Below are 24,019 nucleotides of genomic sequence, written 5' to 3' on the forward strand. Positions count from 1 at the left end.
CCAAATGTCCTACGGGACTGATGGATCAGTATGACGCGCAGCCCATAGCCGCTCTCACCCAGCCTGTAAGACAGACTTACTGCTTAGGGGCTCACGCCATATGAAATCACCTTCCCAGACCAATGCAATTGACTTTGACAGTGCCAAATTGCAACGCCTGGGCTTTGGTCAGCTGCCTCCGCTTCTGGAACGCCCGGCCAGCCTGGCGCAATTGCGCCAGCAAATGAGCCTGCAACTGCAAACCAGTCTTGAGCCGCAACGAATCCTCGGTCTGTTTTTCCGCGAAGTTCAGCGTCTTGTGCCGCTGGATGCCTTGAGCTACGTGCATTCGGGCAGCGACTTGCGCCTGGAGTTCGGTGCCCGCGGTCACCATTCGGTCAGCTACAGCCTCAGCCACGAAGGCGAGCACCTGGGTGAACTGGTCTTCCGCCGCAACCAGCGCTTCAGCGAGCAGGATCAGGGCAACCTCGAATCGCTGCTGTCGTCGCTGCTGTTCCCGATGCGCAATGCCCTGCTCTACCGCGCGGCAACACAAAGTGCGCTGCGCGACCCGTTGACCGGAACCGGCAACCGGATCGCCATGGAGCAGACCCTGCAACGCGAGATCGACATGTCCCGCCGGCACCTGCAACCGCTGTCGGTGCTGATGCTCGACATCGACCACTTCAAGCGGGTCAACGACAGTCACGGCCACAGTGCCGGGGATGACGTGCTCAAAGCGGTGGCAGCGTCGATCAAGGGCCAACTGCGTAACGTTGACATGGTGTTTCGCTATGGCGGGGAAGAGTTTCTGATCTTGTTGTCCAACACCGGCCGGGAAGCGGCAGCGATGGTCGGCGAGCGTCTGCGTCACGCCGCGCAGACTGCAGAATATTTCGCGGACGGTAAACTGATCGACCTGACCGTGAGCCTTGGCTGCTCGACTCTGTTGCCGGGAGAGTCAGCTGACAGCCTGCTGCGCCGGGCCGACAGTGCGCTGTACGTGGCCAAGCGCGAAGGGCGTAATCGGCTGGCGATGGCGGGCTGAGTCCTTCCAGACACCCAAAAACCACTGTGGGAGCGGGCTTGCTCGCGAAAGCGGTGTGCCAGTCAAACAATTGCTGACTGACACACCGCTTTCGCGAGCAAGCCCGCTCCCACATTTGCTTTGGCGTTTTGCCGAAAATCAGCTCTCTACAAGTGCCCGGCGTTCACGCCCGTGCAACGCCCGATCGGCGGTCTCCAGTTGCATGCAACGCTCCAGAAACAGGTACATGTAGTCGTAGCTCTTGCACACCGCCTGACGCAGTTCGGTCTGCAGAGCCTTACTCGGGTTCATGCCCGCCAGCGTGCAGATGATTTCCAGCGCTTCCCATGGGTGAGCGTCGTCGTACTGGGCATGCATCTTCAGCCACTTCATTGCACGCTTGCGCTCTTCTTCCGGGAACGCTGCCGCGTACACGCCAGTTGAGCAGACCAGCGCCGACCACTCCCCGGTCGCGCCCTCGATGGCGTAGTTGGTCGCAGCGATGGCGACGATCAGCGAATCCGCCGAACTCGTATGCCAGCACCAGTGACTCAATGCATGTAGTTCCGGCGGTACTTGCTGGGCCTGCAGATCCTCCAGGCTGACGCCATGCGCGCGACTCCAGTTCAGCCAGTAGTCGGCATGATTGAGTTCGACGCGGATGTTGCGCATCAGCCAACGGCGCGCCATGTCCTCCCCAGGATGGCGCGCAAACTTGGTTTTGGTCAGGTTCTGCGCCATATACAACGCAAACTGTTCAACTACTGGCCAGCCCCCGATCAAGTACTGGCGCATGGTTTTGGCGCTGAGCTTGTTATCGCGCATGCGCAGGTACAGTTCATGTTCGACAACCCGGCGCTTGCTCTCGCTGCAATCTGCAATGAGCTGTTGTGCCCAGGCAGGATAACTTGCAGCTTCCATGAGTGGTCCGGTTCGGTTGAATGTGTCGATCACTGTTCGGCTCCTTTTGATTTGTGATTGTAAGGATCGGCAAGAGATTTCAACGGAACGTGCCAGGCGCCTTGAACAACAGCGGCTGCGGTCTGGCGGGCCGACTTTGCAAACTGTCGCAGGTAAACAACTGCGGGCGTTCGATGACATAACCCTGAGCGTAATCCACCCCGATTTCAAGCAATGCCTGCTCGATCTGGGTTGTTTCAACAAACTCGGCAATTGTCTGCTTACCCATGACATGCCCGATGTGATTGATCACCTCGACCATTGCACGGTTAATCGGGTCGTCCAGCATATCCTTTACGAAACTCCCGTCGATCTTCAGGAAGTCTACAGGCAAATGTTTCAGATAAGCGAATGAAGACATTCCGGCACAAAAATCATCAAGTGAGAAGTAACAACCTAAGCCCTTGAGTTCATTAATAAATCTAATTGCGCTGCCGAGATTGGCAATGGCGCTGGTTTCAGTAATTTCAAAACAAATCATTTCAGGGGGTATAGCGTAATTAACAAACTGTTCACGCAGAAAGTGCAAGAACGCGTCATCTCCGATAGTAATGCCTGAAAGATTAATCGCACACATTGCCAACGGACCTTCATGTTGTTCGGTAATACATTGGGCAATCACTTTAAAAACATTCTCGACGACCCAACGATCCAGTTGACTCATCAGACCATAACGTTCGGCCGCCGGAATGAAACTGTCCGGCAGGATCATCCGTCCGGCTTCGTCATGCAAACGCAAGAGTATTTCGATGTGCCCCCCGCCATGGGCTGTAGCGCCCAGCGGAGCAATTTCCTGGGCATAAAGGCAGAAGCGGTTTTCCTCCAGCGCCATGTGCAGGCGCTGCACCCAAGCCATTTCGCCGAAGCGCAGCGACAGCTCGGAGTCGTCGGCATGATAGACCTGGACCCGGTTGCGGCCCTTTTCCTTGGCCATGTAGCAAGCCATGTCGGCGGCGCGCAATGACGCTTCGAGGGTGGTCGGGGTCTGGGCGATGTGCACCAGGCCAATGCTCACAGTGGTCAAAAACGGCCGCCCCTTCCACACGAAATGCAGGTTCTGCACGGTCTGGCGCAGGCTCTCGGCGATTTTCTCGGCGGCATCCGGGGCGCAGTTCTCCAGCAGAATGCCGAACTCGTCGCCACCCAGCCGCGCGAGGGTGTCGCTCTCGCGCAAGCCAGATTGCAACAGCGTGCAGATGTGCCGCAGCAATTCATCGCCGGCGGCGTGGCCGCAGGTGTCGTTGACCAGTTTGAACTGGTCCAGATCGAGGAACATCAGCGCATGCCGACCGGGCTGGCGCGTCAGGTTGTGCAGGGCCTGCTCCAGGCGATATTCGAACTCGCGGCGGTTGGCCAGACCGGTCAGGGCATCGTGGGTCGCCTGCCACGACAGGTTGGCGATGTATTGCCGTTCCTGAGTCATGTCATGCAGCACCAGCACCGTACCGATAACCTTCTCGGCGTTGCGGATCGGCGCGCCCACCAGCGTCACCGAGACCGTGCTGCCATCCAGGCGCTGAATCAGTTTGGAGTGCTCGCTGCCACCGATCAGTTGCCCGCTGAGAATGTGCTCGATCAGCGTCAGCCCTTCGGTCTGCGCATTGTCATCGAGCAGATTGAACAGCGCTGCCAATGGCAACCCCGCCGCGTGCTCGGACTTCCAGTGCGTCATCGCCTCCGCCGCCGGGTTCATGTAATCGATCGCGCCGTTGACGTCGGTGGTGATCACCCCGTCGCCAATCGATTGCAGGGTGATGTGTGCCCGATCCTTCTCCAGTTGCAGCGCCTGGGCAAAGGCATGCCGCTGCTTGAGCAGTTTGTGGGTGCGCAACAGGGCCAGCACGATCAACCCCAGCGCCGTGGCCAGGTTGGTGAACAGCAGCAGGCGCAGGATCATCCGTGACCCTTCGCCCAAGGCATCGCTGAACGCCTTGGCCGCCGGCGTCACACCGTCGTTGATGGCAAAGATCTGCGCTTTCCAGTGCTGGATATCAGCTGGCGTCGCGATGTTTTCGCTGATGCCCTGATGCATCTCGCGCGCGACATTGTCCAGTTGCACCAGATAGGCGTCACCGATGGTCCAGCGGTCGATCGCGGTTTCCAGATAACTGAAATGGCGGAAATTGAGGTACAGCCAGATCAGGCTCGACACATCATCGGGATGGTTGCCGCCCTTGAGGATCCCCTCCCGTGCCGCCTGCAGATCCGGCGGCTGACGATCCAGCGCCAGACGCAACTGGTGACCGCCCTGAGGCACGGCAATCGCTTGCTTGTATTTGAGGAAGATCGCCTCGTCGCGGCTGTCGGCATACAGGTTCAGGTAATAGATGGCGTCTTTCTGGCCCTTGGACCAGAGACTCTCGCCGGCAACATAGCCGCGAACGGCCGACAGGACGTAAAGACTCACGCCCCCCAATAACGCCTGAAATAACACGACGGCGATAAATGGCCAGACGATGCCCAACAACCGTGGCGTTCCGAGAGTCCTTTTATGCTTCATGAGGTCCTTTGCGCACGCACTGTCATCTTCAAGGGGAGATCGCCAGAGCCAGACAAGGGAGCGACCCCTTCCAGCAAACCAGGACATTTTCAACCGGCGATACGTATGTACCGCACCCGCTGTTCGCCATGCTTCGACACTGACGGCTTTCAATCATTCCAGAGCCGTTTTCCATGCAGTCACCTTCCGCCACGCTGCAACGCCATACTGCCCAACAGAGCGAATACCGCGCAATGATCTCTGCCCTGCGCGCCGTGCTCGACGCATCGACCTCACTGCAGACCTACTACCTCACACCCCAGACACATTCACGCCTGGGTGCAGCCCACGACCAGGCGCAAAACCTTCTGCAAGCACTGTTCGATGACAGCGGCGAGCCACAATTGGCAGCTCACCTGCAAGCGTCCAGAGGATCATTGCTGCAAGTCGACGCCGCAGCCGGTCACTGCAGCTTTTCCTTCAATCGTCCCGATGGCAGCTGCGCCCGCTTCACCATCGAGGATGTCACCCGGGCCTCCAGCACAATTCAAGAATTTCAGCGAGCGTTGCTGAGTATAGGCGCACACCTGCGTTCCGACAGGCTGCTGCCGTTGTCACAATTGCTGCGTGAGTCCGGGTTCACATTTACGGATGCACAGGACGCCACGGCACTGGCCCGGTTGATCGGCAAGGTCGAAGAACAACGCGCCTGCCACCGACTGAATCTGCGACACCAGCCGGCGCTGACGGGACTGATGAGCGACGATGACAAAGCCGCGATTCACGACCTGATTGGCGACTGGCTTACCGGCAAAACCCTGTCGGCCATCGACAGCCTGGCCAGCGAAGTAACGCCTGCCTTCACCCGCCAGCAACTGGAACAGCAGCCTGCCGCCTGCCTGGATCGCCTGCTCGACACCCCCAAGGCGCGTGACCTGGGCCAGCGCCTGCTGCAGAAACTGCAATGGTATGGCGCGCGGCCCGATGAACTGACCGTGCCCGATATCGGCCTGCGTTTACTGCTCGAAGCGTTGTGCCTGTGGTACGAACTGCCCGGCGAAGGCAGCTCGACCGAAGTGGCCGGTTTTGCGCTGGAACAACGCGCTCACTACGGCGCCAGCTACGCCAGCATTCGCCGGGATTTTTTACAGCACCTGGAGGATTCTCACCGAACCTCGTCCCCGACCGAAAAACATCTGCTGGGATGGGTATGCCTGACGCAGTTCGGGCCGGAATTTCAAGTGCGCGACATTCCTGACGACCTGCCGTACGCCAGCTCGGTGGTCTGGGTCAATTTCGTGCATGGCGTGCACCTCGCCCATGCCCTCGATCCACAGTTGCTGGAACATCTGAGCTTTCAGCAACTGGTCGATCTGCCGCTGCACAAAAGCGAAAACGCCAGCACCGACCTGCAAACCCTGATCGCCATGACCCGAGTGGCTGCCGCGCAGACCTGGACACTGGCCACCGGAGCGCCGGCTGCAGCGAACGAGACATCCGGCGATGACGCTGCCCTGCAAGCGCTGGAAGACCACAAGAAGCAAATGAACGCAGCGATCCTGCAACTGGACATCGAGCCGCCACGGCGACTCGCATTGGCAAAACAGCAACTGGACAAGGCGCTGGCCAACGAGCTGTACGATCACACGACGATTCGCCTCAAACGCCACCATCCTTCAACGCCCAACCGTAGCCGACGCAGCATTATCGACACCCCGGATGTGGCATTGCCGACCTGGCCGTTGCTGGAGGTCTATGCCGCTGGCGGGTTGAGCCCCGACACGCGCTGGTACGTCAGCAACGATGGCCGCAGTGCCAGCGAATGGATCAGCCTCAACGCAGCAGGCAAACTGCAAAGCGGTATTGTCGATACCGGACATCCAGGCCGACGCCTTTCACGGTTTCCGAGCAACTGCACCTTGCCCGAGATCAGGCCCTTGTTCGAGCAGCAGTACGACGACTATCTGAGCGAGGCCCGCAAAGCCTATGAATACCTGATCAAGTCGCTGCTGGTCACACTGCCGTGGCCCGACCGCCGGGCACTGGAGCACGGCGAAGTGCGGATTCACAGCCTCAGGGATCCGACACGGCATATCGAAGCTCACCTGGAGACAGCGGAAAACATCCTGCCGCACCGGGCCCGCATGGGCTTCGTGTTGCAGGCGACGTATCAGGGCCCGCCACAATTCTACGAATGCCTGCCTCGTGCCGGCATCATTCGTAAACGCCCGGATCTGGATGGCACACATGTTGGCGGTCTGTTATTGCCACCCCTGCCGCCCAAACGTGGACGGACCAAGGGCCAGAGCATCAGCCGCATCGTCGCCCGCCGCCTGCCGTTCGATCGAAAAGCCCACTGGGACGGTTCGACACCCGCCCCCGACGCCAAATGCGTCGCGATCCTCGAACCGCTGGGCGACTCCCTCCCGGTTTCGATGATCCCGGCGGCCCATCACGACAGTTCGCCGAACCTGACCTTCAGCTCACCGCGCACGGCGCACATCGCCTCGTTCATCGCGACCCGGTTGTTCTATGCCGATGAGCAGGCGCTGCGCAGTGAGGCCTGGGGTGATACCCGTTTCGAGCGCGACAGCCGCAAACAGCACTGGACTCATGCCCTCAAGGGCTTTATCCCGTTCTGGGGCAGTCTCGAAGACCTGCAGTCGGACAGTCCGGGCAAACGCGCAATGGGCGTACTCGGCCTGCTCCTCGATATCGTCTCGTTCGCGATTCCCTTGGGAAAATTCGTCGCCGGCAGCATTCGCCTCGCGGCCGTGGCCGGGAAAATGGCGATTCGCGTCGCCCTGCCACGCATGGCGCAATTGTCGAAAAACCTGCTGGTTTCGAGCTTGAGAAACCTCAATCCGCTGGACGCTGCGCCTGCTTTGCTCAAGCTCGGCGGCCGAGGTGCGATCGGCGCAGTGCGGGCCGTGGCGCATCTGGAACACCGCGCGGTTGCACGTCTGAAAAGGCTGGCCGGCAGAAGCGCTGACTATGACCTGCTGCACAGTCTGCCCCAGGCACTGGATGCCGGGCGCTGGAAAGCGCTGAACCCTGCCGATCACCTGGCCGTGGTCAGAGGCATTGACGATGTGCCGGTGCGCAACGTCGGCGGCTCGCGGCATCACTTGCTCGATCCGCTGTCCGACCGCCCTTATGGGCCGCAGTTGCTCGCACACGAGCATGGTTTTTCGCTGGGGCGTTCGCACTACCGCACCGTGAAAAAAACCGACGATCAGATCGATATCGAAGTAGCGCCGAACACCCGCGTCGAGCTTGTCCCCGAGGCTGGCGGACGCACCACAGTCTTGATCGATGATGTGCCCTATCGACTCGACGGCGATGAACTGCGCCGGGCCGATCTGCTCGATGACAGTCAGCACTGGACGCTGCTGCCGTGCCGGATCCGTCGCGCACCGGGCGCGGGCGACTGCCGCATCAGCTACATCACCGCAGAACCCGCCCCGATCCCCGCCGTCGGCACCATCGACAAGGAAAAGGGTTACGCACCGTGGTTCGGCGAGCGGGTTTCGGAGCCGGCCACCCTGACCCGGCGTGACGGAACGTTCCTGGCGGTCGAAGCCAGGCTTTATCAGATCATCGATAACCGCCCGAGGCTGTTCAACGGCGACCTGCGTCGCCTGGGTTTCAATCAAGGCAGGCTGGTACCAAGACAGCAGATTCAAGCCACGCTGCAGTTTCGCAAAGGCATTTATGCGCGGATAAAAACCGGCGGCACCTACGACGACATCAACGATTCACATCAGGTCGGCGCCGTGCTGATGCCGGCCATCGACGACTCGGCCACCCATGTGTTTTTCCGGGTCAACCACCACGAGTACTACCTGGCAACCTTCGCCAAAGGCGAAATCCCCGGCAAGCAGCTGACGTTCAAGCGCCTGGCACCCGCCGAACTGGCCGACGGCACCCTCGGCGCTGAACTGCTGACCGTCTACACCGGCTCGCTGCATGCCAACAACATGGTGCGCATCCATGGTCTGGAATCGGTGCAGCGCGCGATGCAGACCATGGAACAGATCGCGATCCCCATCGGCACCACGGCCATGCCTGCAAACAATATGAAATGGCTGAAGGTCGACACCAGCCCGGGCGAAGCACTGATGTTCGATCACTCGACACGGATGATCGTCACCCGCCTGCCCGAAGGCGCCGTCACTTGGGCGCGCAGCAAGGAAGCGCCGGAAGCCTTTCGGCAGAAAACCGCAGAGATTTTCGACACGTTGTTTCTGTCACCAACAATCAACCCGTCCAACACTAACGCGGCCCTGCGCATCGACAGTGCCATGCAGAAACTGCACAACCTGTTGCCCGTGCGTGAGCGGCCGGTCAACGCACGTAACATCGCCTATGCCGAAGTCACCACGACCAGCGGCAAACGGGAGATCTACGTCAGCGTGTCCGGCGCGCAAGGCAGCACCCAGCGCCTGCCGCTGTTTCGCCACATGGGTGCCAATCACGTGCGGATCGGCGACACCACTTACGTCAACATCGACTACAACCCAAGCTTCCCGCGCACCTCGCTGGAGGTCACCGAGCAAGGGCAACTGCTGGCCGTGCCGCTGACCATCAAGGAGCTGAAAACCTATCAGCCGACGCAGACCAGCCGGCCGACCTCGCTGGACAGCGAAAGCAAACTGATCAGCGTGCTACGTGAGAAATATCCCGACCCGACAGAGATCCGCGCGGTCGACATCGCGACGACCATGCGCCCGTGCGAATCCTGTTCGGTGGTGATGAAGCAGTTCGGCCATGACGGCGGCGAGGCGGCGTTGCAGGTGCTGTGGGGCTGATTACAGGCGCTGCAGGTGGCCGTAGAGCTTGGCGTAGAGGCCGCCATCGGCGATCAGTTGCTGGTGGTCGCCATCCTCGGCCACTTGCCCGCCATCGAACACCAGCACCCGATCCGCCTGCTTCACCGCCGACAGGCGATGGGCAATGATCAGCGTGGTGCGACCACTGAGGAAGCGTGCCATGGCCTGATGCAGGTTGTATTCGGTGGCGGCATCGAGGGCCGAAGTGGCTTCGTCGAGAATCACCACTTTCGGCTCGGCGAGGATCATCCGCGCAATCGCCAGACGCTGGCGCTGACCGCCGGACAGACGCACGCCGGAGCGTCCGACGATGCTGTCGAGACCGTCCGGCAGCGCCCGGATGGTCGCCTCCAGCTGGGCGATTTCCAGCGCCTGCCAGCAGGCTTCGTCGCTGCGGGTGCGGCCCATGGTCAGGTTGGCGCGCACGCTGTCGTTGAACAGCGCCGGGTGCTGCAGCACCACCGCGACGTTTTCACGAATCAGCTCCAGGCCGATTTCCTGTTGGGTCGAACCGCCGAAACGGATAGTCCCGGACAACGGCGTGTACAGCCCTAACAACAGTTGCACCAAAGTGCTTTTGCCGCCGCCGCTGGCGCCGACAATCGCGACTTTCTCACCGGGGGCAATGGACAGGTTCATCTGATCCACCACCAGCTCATCGCCGTAACCGAAGCTCAGCCCCTGCACCTCGATACCCACGGTTTCCCGGCCCTTGAACGGATCGACGCCGCCCGAGTATTGCGGCTCGTCGGCCCGCGCCAGCAGTTCGTTGATCCGCGCCAGTGCGCCACCCGCCGCGTAGTAGGCGTATTGCAGATTGAGCAGCTGCTCGACCGGGCCGATCATGAACCACAGGTAGCTGAACACCGCGAGCATCTGGCCGATCGACAGGTCGGAGAACAGCACCGTGAGCATCGCCGCCGCGCGGAAGATATCGATGCCGAACTGGAACAGCAGACCACTGGCGCGGTTCGACGCATCGGTCTTCCACTGCGAGTTGACCGCATAGTTACGCACTTCCTGCGCGCGCAAGCCGAGTCGCCCGAGGAAGAAACCCTGACGGTTGCCGGCGCGCACTTCCTGGATCGCATCGAGGGTTTCGCTCAAGGCTTGAGTGAAACGCGAGGTGCTGTCGTTCTCCAGTTTCTTCAGGTGCTTGACCCGCTTGCCCAACTGCACCGTGGCGTAGATCACCAGCGGATTGAACAGCAGGATCAGCAGCGCCAGTTTCCAGTGCATCCACATCAGGATGCTCGCGGTGCCGACCAGGGTCAGCATCGCCACCAGAAACCGGCTGAGGGTTTCGCCGACGAACTTGTCGAGTGTGTCCAGATCGGTGACCAGATGGGTGGTCACGGTGCCGCTGCCGAGGCTTTCGTATTCGCCGAGGGAAATCCTTTTCAGGCGTTCGATCAGGCGCACACGAATGCGGTAGACGATGTCTTTCGCCAACCGGGCGAACAGCCGCGCCTGCAACACGCCAAAACACAGGGCGCTGCAACGCAGAGTCAGGGTGACCACCAGCATCAGGCCGATGTAACCCGCCGCTTGTTGCCACATCGACGGCAGCACGTGGTTCATGACTTTCAGCGCGGCATCGCCATGCCCGAGCAGGACTTCGTCCACCAGCAAGGGCAACAGCAACGGAATCGGCACACTGCACAGCGTCGCCAGCACGGCCACGCCGTTGGCGATCCACAGGGATTTTTTGTGATGCAGTGCCAGGCGCCGGACTTCTGCCCAGCTCAGCCGGTCGACACGCTTTACGGCTGGCGTGTCATCGGCCAGGTCAGGCACAGGCGGCGCGCTCCAGCCAGCGACCAAGCAGCGGCGAGAGTTCGCTGAGCGGTTGATAGCCGTTGGTCAACAGCGCCAGTTGGCCGTTGCGCTCGGCGAGCAGGGTCGGGAACCCGGCGATGCCCAGATCCTGCACCCAGCTGAAATCAGCCTGAGTCGCTTTGTGTTGGTCGGCATGATCGAACAGCGCGGCAAACTCGATACGCGGTACGCCGGCCTGTTCGGCCAGTTCGACCAACACACTGGCCTGAGTGACATCGCGGCCTTCAGCATAAAACGCCTGCTGGATCAGGCCGACCAGCGTCCACGCGCAATCCGGCGCCAGGCTGCGCGCGGTAACGATCGCCCGACAAGCCGGCTCGGTGTCGTAGACAAAACCGTCGGGCAACGCCCCGTCGAACTTGAACGGCTGGCCGGTAGCCTCAGTGACCGCTTGCCAGTGCTCGAGGATGTAGCGCCGCGTAGTCGGTTCCAGCGCCGCACCGCTACCGGTGCGCAACCCGCCGACCACCAGGTGCAACTCCACCCCGGCTGCCTGCGCCTGCTCGACCAATGCCTTGGCAACCGGGGCGAACCCCCAGCACCAGGAACACATCGGATCCATCACATAGAGCAGGCGCGCAGTCATGATCAGGCCTCGGTGGATGCTTGTTTATAGTTGTAGCCGATCGGGTGCGGCATGTTGCGCGCCTTGGCCAGTTCGATCTGCTTCTGCCGATCGATGGCGCTGCGGCGGGTTTTCTCGCTCAGCTTGTCCCAGCAATGCGGGCAGCTGATGCCGGCCACGTAGTGCTCGGAGGCGCGATCTTCAACACTGACCGGTGTGCGGCAGGCATGACATTGATCGTAGTCGCCTTCGCTGAGGTCGTGACGCACGGTCACCCGGTTGTCGAACACGAAGCAGTCACCCTGCCACTTGGTTTCTTCCTGCGGCACCTCTTCGAGGTACTTCAGGATGCCGCCCTTGAGGTGGTAAACCTCTTCGAACCCCTCACCCAGCATGTAACTGGAGGCTTTCTCGCAGCGAATGCCGCCGGTGCAGAACATCGCGACCTTCTTGTGCACGGCCGGGTCGAAGTGTTCTTTGATGTAGTCGGGGAATTCGCGAAAACTGGTGGTTTTCGGATCGATGGCGCCTTCGAAGGTGCCGATCGCCACTTCGTAATCGTTGCGGGTGTCGATCAGCAGCACTTCCGGGTCGCTGATCAGCGCGTTCCAGTCCTGCGGCTCAACGTAGGTGCCGACCTTTTTGTTCGGGTCCACGCCTTCGACGCCAAGGGTGACGATCTCTTTCTTCAGCTTGACCTTGGTGCGGTAGAACGGCTGCTCGTCGCAGTACGACTCTTTGTGGTCGATGTCGATCATGCGCGGGTCGTTCTTCAGCCAGGCGAGCAGGCCGTCGATGCCTTCGCGACTGCCGGACACGGTGCCGTTGATGCCTTCTTCGGCGATCAGCAGAGTGCCTTTGATGCCATTGTCGACCATCGCTTGCAGCAGGGGCTCGCGCAGGTCAACGTAATCTTCGAGGGTGACGAACTTATACAGTGCCGCCACGACAATCGGTTGTGTCATGGGTATTTCTCCAGGTGGCTACCCTCGCAAAGGGTGAACCGGATTCAAAAAAAACGCGCCGGGTGAGCGGCGCGTTGCGGATTCTAGCAAAAACAGGATCGTTATAGGATGTGCCGAGAACTCTGTGGCGAGGGGATTTATCCCCGATGGGCTGCGAAGCGGCCCCAAAACCCGCGAATGCAGTCTCTCAGGGATACCGCATTCTGTGGGTTTACGACTGCTGCGCAGCCGATCGAGGCGGTGCGACGTTTCGCTAAATCACCTCGCCACAAAAGCTCCCACACCACAAAAAGCCCGTTACATCCAAAGTCAGTGTTTGCTACCGCCGGCACAGGTCGGCGACGCCGGAGCGGCGCCCACTTCTGCCCATTCCTGCGGGGTGTAGGTGTGCAGCGCCAACGCATGGAACTCGCCCATCAGCTCGCCAAGCGTGCCGTAGACTTTCTGGTGGCGCTTGACCCGGTTCAGGCCTTCGAACTGCGCGCTGACCACCACCGCCTTGAAGTGCGTCTGTAACCCGCGACTGTGCATGTGGCTTTCGTCCAGCACTTGCAGATGCTCAGGCTGCAGCAGGCCCAGCGTCGATTCGATGCGTTGTTGCATGGTCATCACGAACTCCGCTTACTTCTTCTTGGCCGGCGCAGCGCCTTTCGGTGCCAGCTCGTTGGTCATGTCGTCGAGCAGCTTGTTGACGACAGGCACGGCGCTTTCCAGCTTGGCCTGAGTCATCTGGGCCGATTGCTGGGTCAGCTGCGGCATTTTCTCCAGGACTTTCTTGCCCAGTGGCGACTGGTAGAACGCGACCAGGTCTTTGAGCTCCGATTCGCTGAAGTTGCTGGTGTAGAGCTTGACCATGTCAGGCTTGAGCTTGTTCCAGCCGATGGCCTGATCCAGGGCGGCGTTGGCCTTGGCCTGGTAGGTTTCCAGTACGGCTTTCTTGGATTCCGGGGCTTTGGTCTGTTCAAAACGCTGAGCGAACATTTGCTGCACTTGCATGTACACCGGAGTGCCCAGCTTGTCAGCGTGCGCCAGGGTCAGGAAAGCTTCAGCACTGGCGTTGTGGCTGGCGGTATCGGCAAGCACCTGGCCGCTGGCGCAAACCAGTGCAACCGCGGTGCAGATGGCACGAAGACGAGTCATCGAGTTTCCTTTTCAGCTAGGCGAGGTAAAACCCCAAGGGCGACCATTCTGCGCCTAAAAAACCTTATGGCTCAACCCCCGGCCCTTGCCGCGCTTGATTGCCCGGGTTTTACCGGTCAACAATCGGTTCGAGGGAACCACCTGGGCCTGACCGGGCCTAAACTGCGCAAACGAACCAACAGGAGTGTGCACGATGAGCCGTATCGAAACCGACAGCCTGGGCCAGATCGAAGTCCCGGACGACGCCTACTGGGGTGCTCAGACGCAACGCTCGCTGATCAACTTCGCCATTGGTCAGGAACGCATGCCGCTGCCGGTACTGCACGCCCTGGCACTGATCAAGAAAGCCGCCGCCCGGGTCAACGACCGCAACGGCGACCTGCCCGCCGACATCGCCCGCCTGATCGAACAAGCCGCCGACGAAGTCCTCGACGGCCAGCACGACGACCAGTTTCCGCTGGTGGTCTGGCAGACCGGCAGCGGCACTCAGAGCAACATGAACGTCAACGAAGTGATCGCCGGCCGTGCCAACGAACTGGCCGGCAATCCGCGCGGCGGCAAAACGCCGGTGCACCCCAACGATCACGTCAATCGCTCGCAAAGCTCCAACGACTGCTTCCCCACCGCCATGAGCATCGCCACTGCCAAAGCCGTGCAGGAGCAATTGCTGCCGGCGATCGCCGAGCTGTCCGGCGGCCTGGCCGAATTGGCCGCACGGCACATGAAACTGGTGAAGACCGGCCGCACGCACATGATGGACGCGACGCCGATCACCTTCGGTCAGGAGCTATCGGGCTTTATAGCGCAGCTGGATTACGCCGAACGGGCGATCCGCGCCGCACTGCCGGCGGTGTGTGAACTGGCGCAGGGCGGCACTGCCGTCGGCACCGGCCTGAATTCGCCGCACGGCTTTGGCGAAGCGATTGCTGCGGAACTCGCCGCGCTGTCCGGTCTGCCGTTCGTCACCGCGCCGAACAAGTTTGCCGCGCTGGCCGGGCATGAGCCGCTGACCAGCCTGTCCGGCGCCCTGAAGACCCTCGCCGTGGCGCTGATGAAAATCGCCAACGACCTGCGCCTGCTCGGCTCCGGCCCTCGCGCAGGCTTTGCCGAAGTGAAACTGCCGGCCAACGAACCGGGCAGCTCGATCATGCCCGGCAAGGTCAACCCGACCCAGTGCGAAGCGCTGTCGATGCTGGCCTGCCAGGTGTTGGGCAACGACGTCACCATCGGCATTGCGGCGAGTCAGGGTCACCTGCAACTGAACGTCTACAAACCGGTGATCATCCACAATGTGCTGCAATCGATCCGCCTGCTCGCCGACGGCTGCAGCAACTTCCAGCAGCACTGCATCGCCGGTCTTGAACCGGATGCGCAGGTCATGGCCCAGCACCTGGAACGCGGTCTGATGCTGGTGACCGCGCTGAATCCGCACATCGGTTACGACAAGTCGGCGGAAATCGCCAAGAAGGCTTACGGTGAGGGACTGACCTTGCGCGAGGCGGCGCTGCAGCTGGGGTATCTGACCAGTGAGGAGTTCGATGCCTGGGTGCGGCCGGAGAACATGATCGAGGCCGGCGCCAAGGGCTGAGTCCTGTAGCGCCTGACAGGCCGCCTTCGCGAGCAAGCCCGCTCCCACATTGGTACGGCATACACCGATCAAAATGTGGGAGCGGGCTTGCTCGCGAAGAACGATAAAGCGGTCTAACTGGCTGCAATCCGCATCCGCCGCGCCTTCAACCCGGCAATCAGCGACGGCCCCAACGCCACCAGCGCCGACCCCAGCACCACCAGCACCGCCCCGCCATAACCCAGCCCATTGATCTGCTCGGCATGCACATATTCCGGCCACACCCCGGCGGCAATCGCCACCGCGCCAAAGGTCACCAACGGCGTGATCGCCAGCGTCGCACTGACCCGTGAGGCCTCCCAGTGCGCCAGTGCTTCAGCAAAGGCACCGTAGGCAATCAGCGTGTTCATGCAACACGCCAGCAACAGCCAACCCTGCACCGGGCTCAGTTCCAGTGCTTCGAGCGGATGCACCCACGGTGTCAGCAACAGCGCGCAGAACAGGTAGATCACCATCATCACCTGCAGCGAATTCCACACCGTGAGCAATTGCTTCTGCCCCAGTGCGTAGAAGGTCCAGACCGTCGAGGCCAGCAGCACCAGCAACACGCCGGCGGTGTAGTCCGACAATGAGGTGAGCAGTTCAGCCAGACGCTGATTGAAGAACAGCACAAAGCCGATCAGCAGCACCGCCAGGCCAATGCCCTGACCGATGCTGAAGCGCTCCTTGAACACAAACAGGCTGGCGATCAGCAACATGATCGGCCCCATCTGCACCACCAACTGCGCGGTGCCGGGGCTGAGCAGGTTAAGGCCCATCAGGTACAGCACGTAGTTGCCCACCAGCCCGAGCACCGCCATCAGCACCAGCCAGCCACCCCGGGGGCCGAGCACCTTGCGGCTCGGCAGGCGGCGCGTGGCCGCCAGGTAGATGAACAGGCAGCCGCCGGAGACCAACAGGCGAAACCAGGTCACCGTGATCGGGTCCATCACCAGCAGCACCTGCTTGAGTTTGATCGGCAGGATGCCCCACAAAAACGCCGTCAGCAGCGCCAGGAACAGACCGTAGACCCAGCGACCGGATGAAATGTGCATGCGAACCCCAATGCCTGCTGACGAGAGCGATCATTCTAGGCCCGCCGACAGACGCAACACAGGGACAGTTCGGGCCAGGCCGCGAATGAAACTGTGCAGGTCGCAGCATTAAATTGACGCTTTGCCGTTGATCGGCTGACGAAGCGCGCCAAGTGCTTCAGGCATAAGCTGATTGGATCCCTGCAACGGATCAATCAAGGAGCCGGATCATGTACGGAATGCGCGCCGATGACAGCGCCCCCGCCACGCACTTTCGCAGCGACCGGTTGTGCCGGGTCAATGGCGAACTGTTTTTCAGCACGCGGGAGAACACCCTTGAGGGGCCGTTCGATTCCCCGGATAAGGCTGAGCAGGAAATTCAGGCGTATATCGCGCGGATGCAGCTTCTGGATTCCAACCGATGAACCGAGTTGATGCCTTCGCGAGCAAGCTCGCTCCCACATTCTGATCGGTGTACGCCGTACCAATGTGGGAGCGAGCTTGCTCGCGAAGGCGTCCTGACAGTCAATACAAATCTGCAGGTTTAACGAACAGCCTCAAACAACCCCGTCGCCCCCATCCCGCCCCCCACGCACATGGTCACGATGCCGTAACGCAAATTACGCCGCTGCAACTCACGCACCAGATGCCCGACCTGCCGCGAACCGGTCATGCCGAACGGGTGGCCGATGGAAATCGAGCCGCCGTTGACGTTGTATTTGTCGTTGTCGATCTCCAATCGATCCCGGGCATACAGACACTGCGAAGCAAACGCCTCGTTCAGCTCCCACAGATCAATGTCCGCCACCTGCAAGCCTTTGGCCTTGAGCAGTTTCGGCACCGAGAACACTGGGCCGATGCCCATTTCGTCCGGCTCGCAACCGGCGACGGTGAAACCGCGGAAAAACGCCTTCGGCTTGAGTCCAAGTTGCAGGGCTTTTTCCAGGCTCATCACCAGGGTCATCGACGCGCCGTCGGACAATTGCGATGAGTTGCCGGCTGTCACCGAACCGTCCTCGGCAAACACCGGTTTCAGTCCGGCGAGACTTTCGTAAGTGGTGTCCGGGCGGTTGCAGTCGTCGTGATCGACGATGCCGTCGAGGATCTGCACTTCGCCACTGTTCTTGTCCTCGAGCCGGTACTTGACCGCCATCGGCACAATTTCATCATTGAACAGCCCGGCCGCCTGCGCCTGGGCAGTGCGCAGCTGGCTTTGCAGCGCGTAACGATCCTGCGCCTCGCGGCTGACGTCATAACGGCGCGCGACCACTTCGGCGGTCTGGCCCATGGTGTAGTAGATGCCCGGCACCTGCTGCTTGAGCAACGGGTTGATCAGGTGGTCGGTGTTGACGCTTTTCAGGGTCAGACTGATTGATTCGACGCCGCCGGCGACAATGATGTCGCTGCAACCGGAGGCGATCTGGTTGGCGGCAATCGCAATCGCCTGCAACCCCGAAGAACAGAAACGGTTGAGGGTCATGCCGGCCACGCCGGTGCCCAGCCGCGACAGCACCGCCACGTTGCGGCCGATGTTGTAACCCTGCGCGCCCTCGTTGGAGCCGGCGCCGACAATGCAGTCCTCGACACTGGCCGGGTCGATGTCGTTGCGCGACAACAGCGCGTTGACGCAATGGGCCGCCATGTCGTCGGGGCGGGTCTGGTTGAACTTGCCGCGAAAGGACTTGGCCAGGCCGGTCCGCACGCTGTCGACGATCACCACTTCACGCATGGCATACCTCAATTGTTGTTGTCGGAGGAGAGTGGACCGAGCATAAATCCACCCTGCCGCCGACCGCGACAATCATTCACCTCGCGTATGCGGGTCCATCGGCTCAGTCCTTGTGTTTTTTCGCGCGTTTGTCGGACTTCGCGAATGCTTCCTCAAGCGCTCGGTTGATCGTGCGCAGGACCTTGACCCGGGCCCAGCGTTTGTCATTGGCCTCGACCAGCGTCCACGGCGAAATCTCGGTGCTGGTACGGTCGACCATGTCGCCCACGGCGGCGCGGTAGGCGTCCCACTTGTCGCGGTTGCGCCAGTCGTCCTCAGTGATCTTGAAGCGCTTGAACGGAATCTGCTCGCGGGCCTGGAAGCGCTCCATCTGCGTGTCCTTGTCGATCGCCAGCCAGAACTTGACGACGATGACCCCGGCGTCGGCGATCTGCTCTTCGAAATCGTTGATCTCGCTGTAAGCCCGCAGCCAGTCGGCCGGGCTGCAGAAGCCCTCGACCCGCTCCACCAGCACCCGGCCATACCAGGAGCGGTCGAACACGGTGAACTTGCCCCGCGCCGGCAAATGCCGCCAGAAGCGCCACAGATACGGCTGCGCGCGCTCCTCTTCAGTGGGCGCGGCAATCGGCACGATGCTGTACTGACGCGGATCGAGCGCCGCCGCGACCCGACGAATCGCCCCGCCCTTGCCCGCCGCATCGTTGCCTTCGAACACCGCCACCAGTGCGTGGCGGCGCATGCGCTTGTCACGCATCAGCCCGGACAGCCGCGCCTGCTCGGTGATCAGTTGTTCTTCGTAGTCCTTCTTTTCCAGTCGCTGGTTCAGGTCGAGGCTGTCGAGCAAGTTGAGTTGATCGACCGCCGTGCCCAACGGGGCGGCGTTAACCTCTTCGGTATGCACCTCTGGACGCTTGAGCGCATTCTGCAGGCCTTCCAGCAGGATTTTGCCGACGGCAAGACTGCGATAATTGGCGTCCATGCCTTCGATGATGTGCCATGGCGCGTAGTCGCGGCTGGTGCGGCGCAACACGCGCTCGCCGTATTTGACGAACTTGTCGTAGGTCTGCGATTGCTGCCAGTCCAGCGGGCTGATGCGCCAGCTGTGCAGCGGGTCGTCGGCCAGCGCCTTGAGCCGCGCTTTCATCTGCTTCTTGGACAGATGGAACCAGAACTTGAAGATCAGCGCGCCTTCATCGCAGAGCATTTTTTCCAGACGCTCGGCGGCGTTGATCGCCTGGTCCAGACGCGGATCCTTGAACAGACCGTGGACCCGGCCCTGAAGCATCTGGCTGTACCAGTTACCGAAGAACACGCCCATCCGTCCCTTGGCCGGGAGCATCCGCCAGTAACGCCACGCCGGTGGCCGCGCCAGCTCTTCATCGGTCTGCTGATCGAAAGTACGCACCTCGATCAGGCGCGGGTCCATCCACTCGTTGAGCAACTTGACGGTCTCGCCCTTGCCGGCGCCTTCGATGCCGTTGATCAAAATGATCACCGGAAAACGCTTCTGCTGCTGCAACTCGAACTGCGCTTCCAGCAGTGCTTCACGCAAGGCAGGTACAGCCGCGTCGTAAGTCTCTTTGTCGATGGCATGGCCGATTTCGGCGGATTCAAACATGGGGACGGCTCCTTCCAGGATTCAGCAAGACTAGCGGATTGGGCATGGGCGCGGCGGAGAAATTCCGCTCCTTTTGGCTTCAAGAAAAACTCTGTGGTGAGGGGATTTATCCCCGATGGGCAGCGCAGCGGCCCCAAAGCCATTCAACGCCAGATGCACGCTGGTAGCGGGATTGCGACTGCTACGCAGCCGATCGGGGATAAATCCCCTCGCCACAGGTTGCTCTGATCCGCGCCCAAATCGTTAATTGTCTTCGAGGCTGCACAGCCGGGCCTTGCCATGGATCAAGCACCCTGCGCCCGATCAGCTAGAATGGCCGCCTTGTCGTTGCCGAGCCTGCCATGAAACCTGTATTGCCCCACGCCCAACTCGACTGGGATGACCAGGGACGTCCGCGCTCGCGGGTGTTCGATGATGTGTATTTTTCCGACCAGTCGGGGCTGGATGAAACCCGTTACGTGTTCCTCGAACAGAACCGTCTGGCCGAGCGCTTTGCCGCGCTGCCGGCCGATGGGCGACTGGTGATCGGCGAAACCGGCTTCGGCACCGGGCTGAATTTCCTTTGCGCCTGGCAGCTGTTCGAACAGCACGCGGTGGCCAGTGCGCGGCTGCATTTCGTCAGCGTCGAAAAATATCCGCTGAGTCCGACGGATCTGCAACGGGCGCTGGCCTTGTGGCCGGAGCTCAAGCCACTGGCCGATCAACTGCTGACGCATTACGTGGCGATCCATCAGGGCTTTCAGCGGATCGTTCTCGGTAATGGCCGAGTGACGCTGACGCTGCTGATCGGCGATGCGCTGGAGCAACTGCCGCAACTCGATGCGCAGATTGATGCGTGGTTTCTCGACGGTTTCGCCCCGGCGAAAAACCCCGACATGTGGACCGCTGAATTGTTCGTCGAACTGGCGCGACTGGCGGCGCCGGGTTCGACCATCAGCACCTTCACCAGCACCGGTTGGGTGCGGCGTCTGCTCAACGCCGCCGGGTTCAAGATGAAACGCACGCCGGGCATCGGCCACAAGTGGGAGATCCTGCGCGGCGAGTTTCTCGGCTGGCCGCAGGACGTCGCGCCACCGCTGCCGGACAAACCGTGGTTCGCCCGCCCTGCCCCGCTGACTGGCGAGCGGCGCGCGCTGGTGATCGGCGCCGGGCTGGCCGGTTGTGCGACCGCTGCCAGCCTCGCTGCACGCGGCTGGCACGTCAGTCTGCTGGAGCGTCACGAGGCCGTGGCGCAGGAAGCGTCGGGCAATCCGCAGGGCGTGCTGTACCTGAAGTTATCAGCCCACGGCACCGCGTTGTCGCAACTGATCGTCAGCGGCTTCGGCTACACCCGCCGTCTGCTGGAAAACTTGCAACGCGGCACCGACTGGGACGATTGCGGCGTGCTGCAATTGGCTTTCAACACCAAGGAAGCCGAGCGTCAGGCGCAACTGGCCGCGGCATTCCCGGAAGATCTGGTGCACTGGCTCAATCAACCGCAAGCCGCAACTCAGGCCGGAATCGCTGTGGCCCACGGCGGGCTGTTCTACCCCGAAGGGGGCTGGGTGCATCCGCCGGCGCTGTGCCAGGCACAAGCCGCGCAAGCGAACATCGAACTGCTCAAGCATCACGATGCGCTGGAACTGCGCAAGGTCGAAGGTCAGTGGCAAGCCCTCGACGGCGAGCGCGTGCTCGCCAGCGCGCCGGTGGTGATATTGGCCGGCGCGGCGGAGATCAAACGTTTTGCGCAAAGTGCCGAGCTGCCGCTCAAACGCATTCGCGGGCAGATCACGCGCCTGCCACAAACCGCTGAGAGCCAGGCATTGCGCACCGTAGTCTGCGCCGAAGGTTATGTCGCCCCGGCACGCCTGGGCGAACACACGCTGGGCGCGAGTTTCGACTTCAACAGCGATGACCTGACACCGACCACCGCCGAACACTTGGGCAATCTGGCGATGCTCGAAGAAATCTCCAGCGATCTGGTGGCACGTCTGCACATCAATGAGCTGCCGCCGGAAACCCTGGAAGGACGCGCCGCATTCCGCTGCACCAGTCCCGACTATCTGCCGATCGTCGGCCCCCTCGCCGACCGCACAGCCTTCGCTCAGGCTTACGCCGCGTTGAGCAAGGACGCGCGACAAGTGCCGGACATCGCCTGCCCGTGGCTCGATGGCCTGTACGTCAACAGTGGCCACGGTTCACGCGGGCTGATCACCGCGCCGCTGTCGGGCGAACTGCTCGCGGCGTGGCTGGACAACGAGCCGCTGCCACTGCCCCGAAGCGTCGCCGAGGCCTGCCATCCCAATCGTTTTGCACTGCGCACGTTGATTCGCGGCAAATGAAAAATCGCGACTGGCCGCTGGTCAGTCGCCCCCTCTTATAACTCATCGTTCTAAAACTCCCACATCTGCAGCGGGTCAGTTTCTGAGTACCGGCCATTTTGGCCTGACTTGAATGACCCCTCCCCAACGGAAAAACCGGTAAGGACTTTATGTGCGGATTAGCTGGCGAGTTACGTTTTGATCATCAACCTGCAGACCTTGCAGCGGTAGAGCGAATCACCCATCACCTGGCCCCTCGCGGCCCCGACGCGTGGGGCTTCCATGCCCAAGGGCCGATTGCCCTGGGCCATCGTCGCCTGAAAATCATGGACCTGTCGGACGGCTCGGCGCAGCCGATGATCGACAGCCAACTCGGTTTGTCCCTGGCCTTCAATGGCGCGATCTACAACTTCCCGGAACTGCGCGCCGAACTCGAAGCGCTGGGCTACGCCTTCTATTCCGGTGGCGACACCGAAGTGCTGCTCAAGGGCTACCACGCCTGGGGCGAAGCGCTGCTGCCGAAACTCAACGGCATGTTCGCGTTCGCCATCTGGGAGCGTGATGCCCAGCGCCTGTTCATCGCTCGCGACCGTCTCGGCGTGAAGCCTTTGTACCTGTCGCGCACCGGCCAGCGTTTGCGCTTTGCCTCGGCCCTGCCGGCGCTGCTCAAGGGCGGCGACATCAACCCGATCCTCGATCCGGTGGCGCTCAACCACTATCTGAATTTCCACGCGGTGGTGCCCGCTCCACGCACCTTGCTCGCGGGCATCGAAAAGCTGCCGCCAGCGACCTGGATGCGCGTCGAAGCCGATGGCCGCACCGAGCAGAAAACCTGGTGGACCCTGCCCTACGGCCCACATGACGACGAGAAAAACCTGACCCTCGAAGACTGGCGCGACCGCGTGCTCGACAGCACCCGCGAGGCCGTGGCAATCCGTCAACGCGCAGCGGTGGATGTCGGCGTGCTGCTTTCCGGCGGTGTCGATTCGAGCATGCTCGTCGGCCTGCTGCGTGAAGTCGGGGTGGAGAACCTGTCGACCTTTTCCATCGGTTTCCAGGATGCCGGCGGCGAGCGTGGCGATGAATTCCAGTATTCCGATCTGATCGCCAAGCACTACGGCACTCAACATCATCAATTGCGCATCGACGAAAAAGAGATCATCGAGCAACTGCCCGCCGCGTTCCGTGCGATGAGCGAGCCGATGGTCAGCCACGACTGCATCGCCTTCTACCTGTTGTCGCGCGAAGTGGCCAAGCATTGCAAAGTGGTGCAGAGCGGCCAGGGTGCGGACGAGTTGTTCGCCGGTTATCACTGGTACCCGCAAGTCGACGGTGCGGCGGATCCATACGCAGCCTATCGTGCGGCGTTCTTCGACCGCAGCTACGACGACTACGCCGCCACCGTGCAACCGAAATGGCTGACCGCGAATGACGCCGCTGGCGACTTCGTCAAGCAACACTTCGCCCAACCCGGCGCCGATGCGGCCGTCGATAAAGCCCTGCGTCTGGACAGCACGGTGATGCTGGTGGACGACCCGGTCAAACGTGTCGACAACATGACCATGGCCTGGGGCCTGGAGGCTCGCACGCCGTTTCTCGACTATCGCCTGGTGGAACTCTCGGCGCGGATTCCCGGCCAGTTCAAGCTGCCGGACGGCGGCAAACAGGTACTCAAAGAAGCTGCACGTCTGGTGATTCCAAGCGAAGTGATCGACCGCAAGAAAGGTTACTTCCCGGTGCCGGGCCTCAAGCACTTGCAAGGCGACACCCTGAACTGGGTGCGTGAACTGCTGCTGGATCCGAGCCAGGATCGTGGCCTGTTCAACCCGGCCATGCTCGACAAATTGCTGACTGATCCGCAAGGCCAACTGACGCCATTGCGCGGCTCGAAACTGTGGCAACTGGCGGCCCTGAACCTGTGGCTCAGTGAACAAGGAATCTGATTG

16 protein-coding genes are annotated in these 24,019 nt (G+C 61.4%); 6 read left to right on the plus strand and 10 right to left on the minus strand.

All coding sequences use genetic code 11. The annotated features are described in order from the left end of the window. Positions 1-100 precede the first annotated feature (100 nt). Positions 101-1,027, plus strand: a complete 927-nt coding sequence (locus tag ACOYXI_RS11080) for a GGDEF domain-containing protein (protein ID WP_134787048.1) — start codon at positions 101-103, stop codon at positions 1,025-1,027. A 138-nt stretch (positions 1,028-1,165) separates the two neighbouring features. Here the strand turns inward: ACOYXI_RS11080 and ACOYXI_RS11085 are convergent, their stop codons facing one another. Both ACOYXI_RS11085 and ACOYXI_RS11090 read right to left on the minus strand, forming a co-directional pair. Further along, positions 1,166-1,927, minus strand: coding sequence for a TenA family transcriptional regulator (locus ACOYXI_RS11085; protein WP_246881743.1), 762 nt, complete (start codon positions 1,925-1,927; stop codon positions 1,166-1,168). 79 nt (positions 1,928-2,006) lie between these two features. Then, complete coding sequence (locus ACOYXI_RS11090) at positions 2,007-4,466, minus strand: EAL domain-containing protein (protein ID WP_097088389.1); 2,460 nt, start codon at positions 4,464-4,466, stop codon at positions 2,007-2,009. A gap of 173 nt (positions 4,467-4,639) precedes the next feature. On the opposite strand from ACOYXI_RS11090, the gene ACOYXI_RS11095 reads away from it, so the two are divergent. Further along, positions 4,640-9,256, plus strand: coding sequence for a deaminase domain-containing protein (locus ACOYXI_RS11095; protein WP_461674843.1), 4,617 nt, complete (start codon positions 4,640-4,642; stop codon positions 9,254-9,256). Here the strand turns inward: ACOYXI_RS11095 and ACOYXI_RS11100 are convergent, their stop codons facing one another. The 5 genes from ACOYXI_RS11100 to ACOYXI_RS11120 form a co-directional block, all read right to left on the minus strand. Next, positions 9,257-11,074 carry an ABC transporter ATP-binding protein gene (locus tag ACOYXI_RS11100; protein WP_461674844.1) on the minus strand — a complete coding sequence of 606 codons (1,818 nt, stop codon included), beginning with the start codon at positions 11,072-11,074 and terminating at the stop codon, positions 9,257-9,259. Then, entirely contained in the window at positions 11,067-11,669 is a 603-nt protein-coding gene (locus ACOYXI_RS11105; RefSeq protein WP_171061881.1) for a DsbA family protein, read from the minus strand. The genes ACOYXI_RS11100 and ACOYXI_RS11105 overlap by 8 nt, the downstream gene beginning before the upstream one ends. 35 nt (positions 11,670-11,704) lie before the next feature. Next, on the minus strand, positions 11,705-12,646 hold the full coding sequence (gene trhO, locus ACOYXI_RS11110) for an oxygen-dependent tRNA uridine(34) hydroxylase TrhO (RefSeq protein ID WP_027612407.1): 942 nt from the start codon (positions 12,644-12,646) through the stop codon (positions 11,705-11,707). Positions 12,647-12,955: 309 nt separating this feature from the next. After that, positions 12,956-13,255 (minus strand): BolA family protein, encoded by a 300-nt coding sequence (locus ACOYXI_RS11115; protein WP_003226935.1) that lies wholly within the window; start codon positions 13,253-13,255, stop codon positions 12,956-12,958. Positions 13,256-13,267: 12 nt separating this feature from the next. Continuing rightward, on the minus strand, positions 13,268-13,786 hold the full coding sequence (locus ACOYXI_RS11120) for a DUF2059 domain-containing protein (RefSeq protein ID WP_003226938.1): 519 nt from the start codon (positions 13,784-13,786) through the stop codon (positions 13,268-13,270). Positions 13,787-13,979: 193 nt separating this feature from the next. Here ACOYXI_RS11120 and ACOYXI_RS11125 point away from each other — a divergent pair, with 193 nt between their 5' ends. Continuing rightward, complete coding sequence (locus ACOYXI_RS11125; protein WP_096794913.1) at positions 13,980-15,374, plus strand: class II fumarate hydratase; 1,395 nt, start codon at positions 13,980-13,982, stop codon at positions 15,372-15,374. Between the two features lie 113 nt (positions 15,375-15,487). On the opposite strand, the gene ACOYXI_RS11130 is transcribed toward ACOYXI_RS11125, so the two are convergent. Then, positions 15,488-16,447, minus strand: coding sequence for a DMT family transporter (locus tag ACOYXI_RS11130; protein ID WP_134787053.1), 960 nt, complete (start codon positions 16,445-16,447; stop codon positions 15,488-15,490). Positions 16,448-16,656: 209 nt separating this feature from the next. Here ACOYXI_RS11130 and ACOYXI_RS11135 point away from each other — a divergent pair, with 209 nt between their 5' ends. Next, entirely contained in the window at positions 16,657-16,851 is a 195-nt protein-coding gene (locus ACOYXI_RS11135) for a DUF6316 family protein (protein ID WP_115989173.1), read from the plus strand. A 119-nt stretch (positions 16,852-16,970) separates the two neighbouring features. Here the strand turns inward: ACOYXI_RS11135 and ACOYXI_RS11140 are convergent, their stop codons facing one another. Continuing rightward, entirely contained in the window at positions 16,971-18,155 is a 1,185-nt protein-coding gene (locus ACOYXI_RS11140) for a thiolase family protein (RefSeq protein WP_210558200.1), read from the minus strand. A gap of 103 nt (positions 18,156-18,258) precedes the next feature. Continuing rightward, positions 18,259-19,773 (minus strand): polyphosphate:AMP phosphotransferase, encoded by a 1,515-nt coding sequence (gene pap / locus ACOYXI_RS11145; RefSeq protein ID WP_047598735.1) that lies wholly within the window; start codon positions 19,771-19,773, stop codon positions 18,259-18,261. A gap of 341 nt (positions 19,774-20,114) precedes the next feature. On the opposite strand from pap, the gene mnmC reads away from it, so the two are divergent. Continuing rightward, a complete protein-coding gene (gene mnmC / locus ACOYXI_RS11150) occupies positions 20,115-22,094 on the plus strand; it encodes a bifunctional tRNA (5-methylaminomethyl-2-thiouridine)(34)-methyltransferase MnmC2/FAD-dependent 5-carboxymethylaminomethyl-2-thiouridine(34) oxidoreductase MnmC1 (protein WP_461674845.1) in 1,980 nt (659 codons plus the stop codon). Positions 22,095-22,243: 149 nt separating this feature from the next. Then, entirely contained in the window at positions 22,244-24,016 is a 1,773-nt protein-coding gene (locus ACOYXI_RS11155; protein ID WP_336839206.1) for an N-acetylglutaminylglutamine amidotransferase, read from the plus strand. Positions 24,017-24,019 lie beyond the last annotated feature (3 nt).

This window comes from Pseudomonas sp. G3-19 (assembly GCF_054855875.1).

Coding starts and splice junctions, on each gene's coding strand:
- ACOYXI_RS11125 (WP_096794913.1), top strand. CDS start 13,980: ATGAGCCGTATCGAAACCGACAGCCTGGGCCAGATCGAAGTCCCGGAC.
- ACOYXI_RS11130 (WP_134787053.1), bottom strand. CDS start 16,447: ATGCACATTTCATCCGGTCGCTGGGTCTACGGTCTGTTCCTGGCGCTG.
- pap (WP_047598735.1), bottom strand. CDS start 19,773: ATGTTTGAATCCGCCGAAATCGGCCATGCCATCGACAAAGAGACTTAC.
- ACOYXI_RS11155 (WP_336839206.1), top strand. CDS start 22,244: ATGTGCGGATTAGCTGGCGAGTTACGTTTTGATCATCAACCTGCAGAC.
- ACOYXI_RS11105 (WP_171061881.1), bottom strand. CDS start 11,669: ATGTGTTCCTGGTGCTGGGGGTTCGCCCCGGTTGCCAAGGCATTGGTC.
- ACOYXI_RS11095 (WP_461674843.1), top strand. CDS start 4,640: ATGCAGTCACCTTCCGCCACGCTGCAACGCCATACTGCCCAACAGAGC.
- ACOYXI_RS11080 (WP_134787048.1), top strand. CDS start 101: ATGAAATCACCTTCCCAGACCAATGCAATTGACTTTGACAGTGCCAAA.
- ACOYXI_RS11090 (WP_097088389.1), bottom strand. CDS start 4,466: ATGAAGCATAAAAGGACTCTCGGAACGCCACGGTTGTTGGGCATCGTC.
- ACOYXI_RS11115 (WP_003226935.1), bottom strand. CDS start 13,255: ATGACCATGCAACAACGCATCGAATCGACGCTGGGCCTGCTGCAGCCT.
- ACOYXI_RS11135 (WP_115989173.1), top strand. CDS start 16,657: ATGTACGGAATGCGCGCCGATGACAGCGCCCCCGCCACGCACTTTCGC.
- ACOYXI_RS11085 (WP_246881743.1), bottom strand. CDS start 1,927: ATGGAAGCTGCAAGTTATCCTGCCTGGGCACAACAGCTCATTGCAGAT.
- ACOYXI_RS11120 (WP_003226938.1), bottom strand. CDS start 13,786: ATGACTCGTCTTCGTGCCATCTGCACCGCGGTTGCACTGGTTTGCGCC.
- trhO (WP_027612407.1), bottom strand. CDS start 12,646: ATGACACAACCGATTGTCGTGGCGGCACTGTATAAGTTCGTCACCCTC.
- ACOYXI_RS11140 (WP_210558200.1), bottom strand. CDS start 18,155: ATGCGTGAAGTGGTGATCGTCGACAGCGTGCGGACCGGCCTGGCCAAG.
- mnmC (WP_461674845.1), top strand. CDS start 20,115: ATGAAACCTGTATTGCCCCACGCCCAACTCGACTGGGATGACCAGGGA.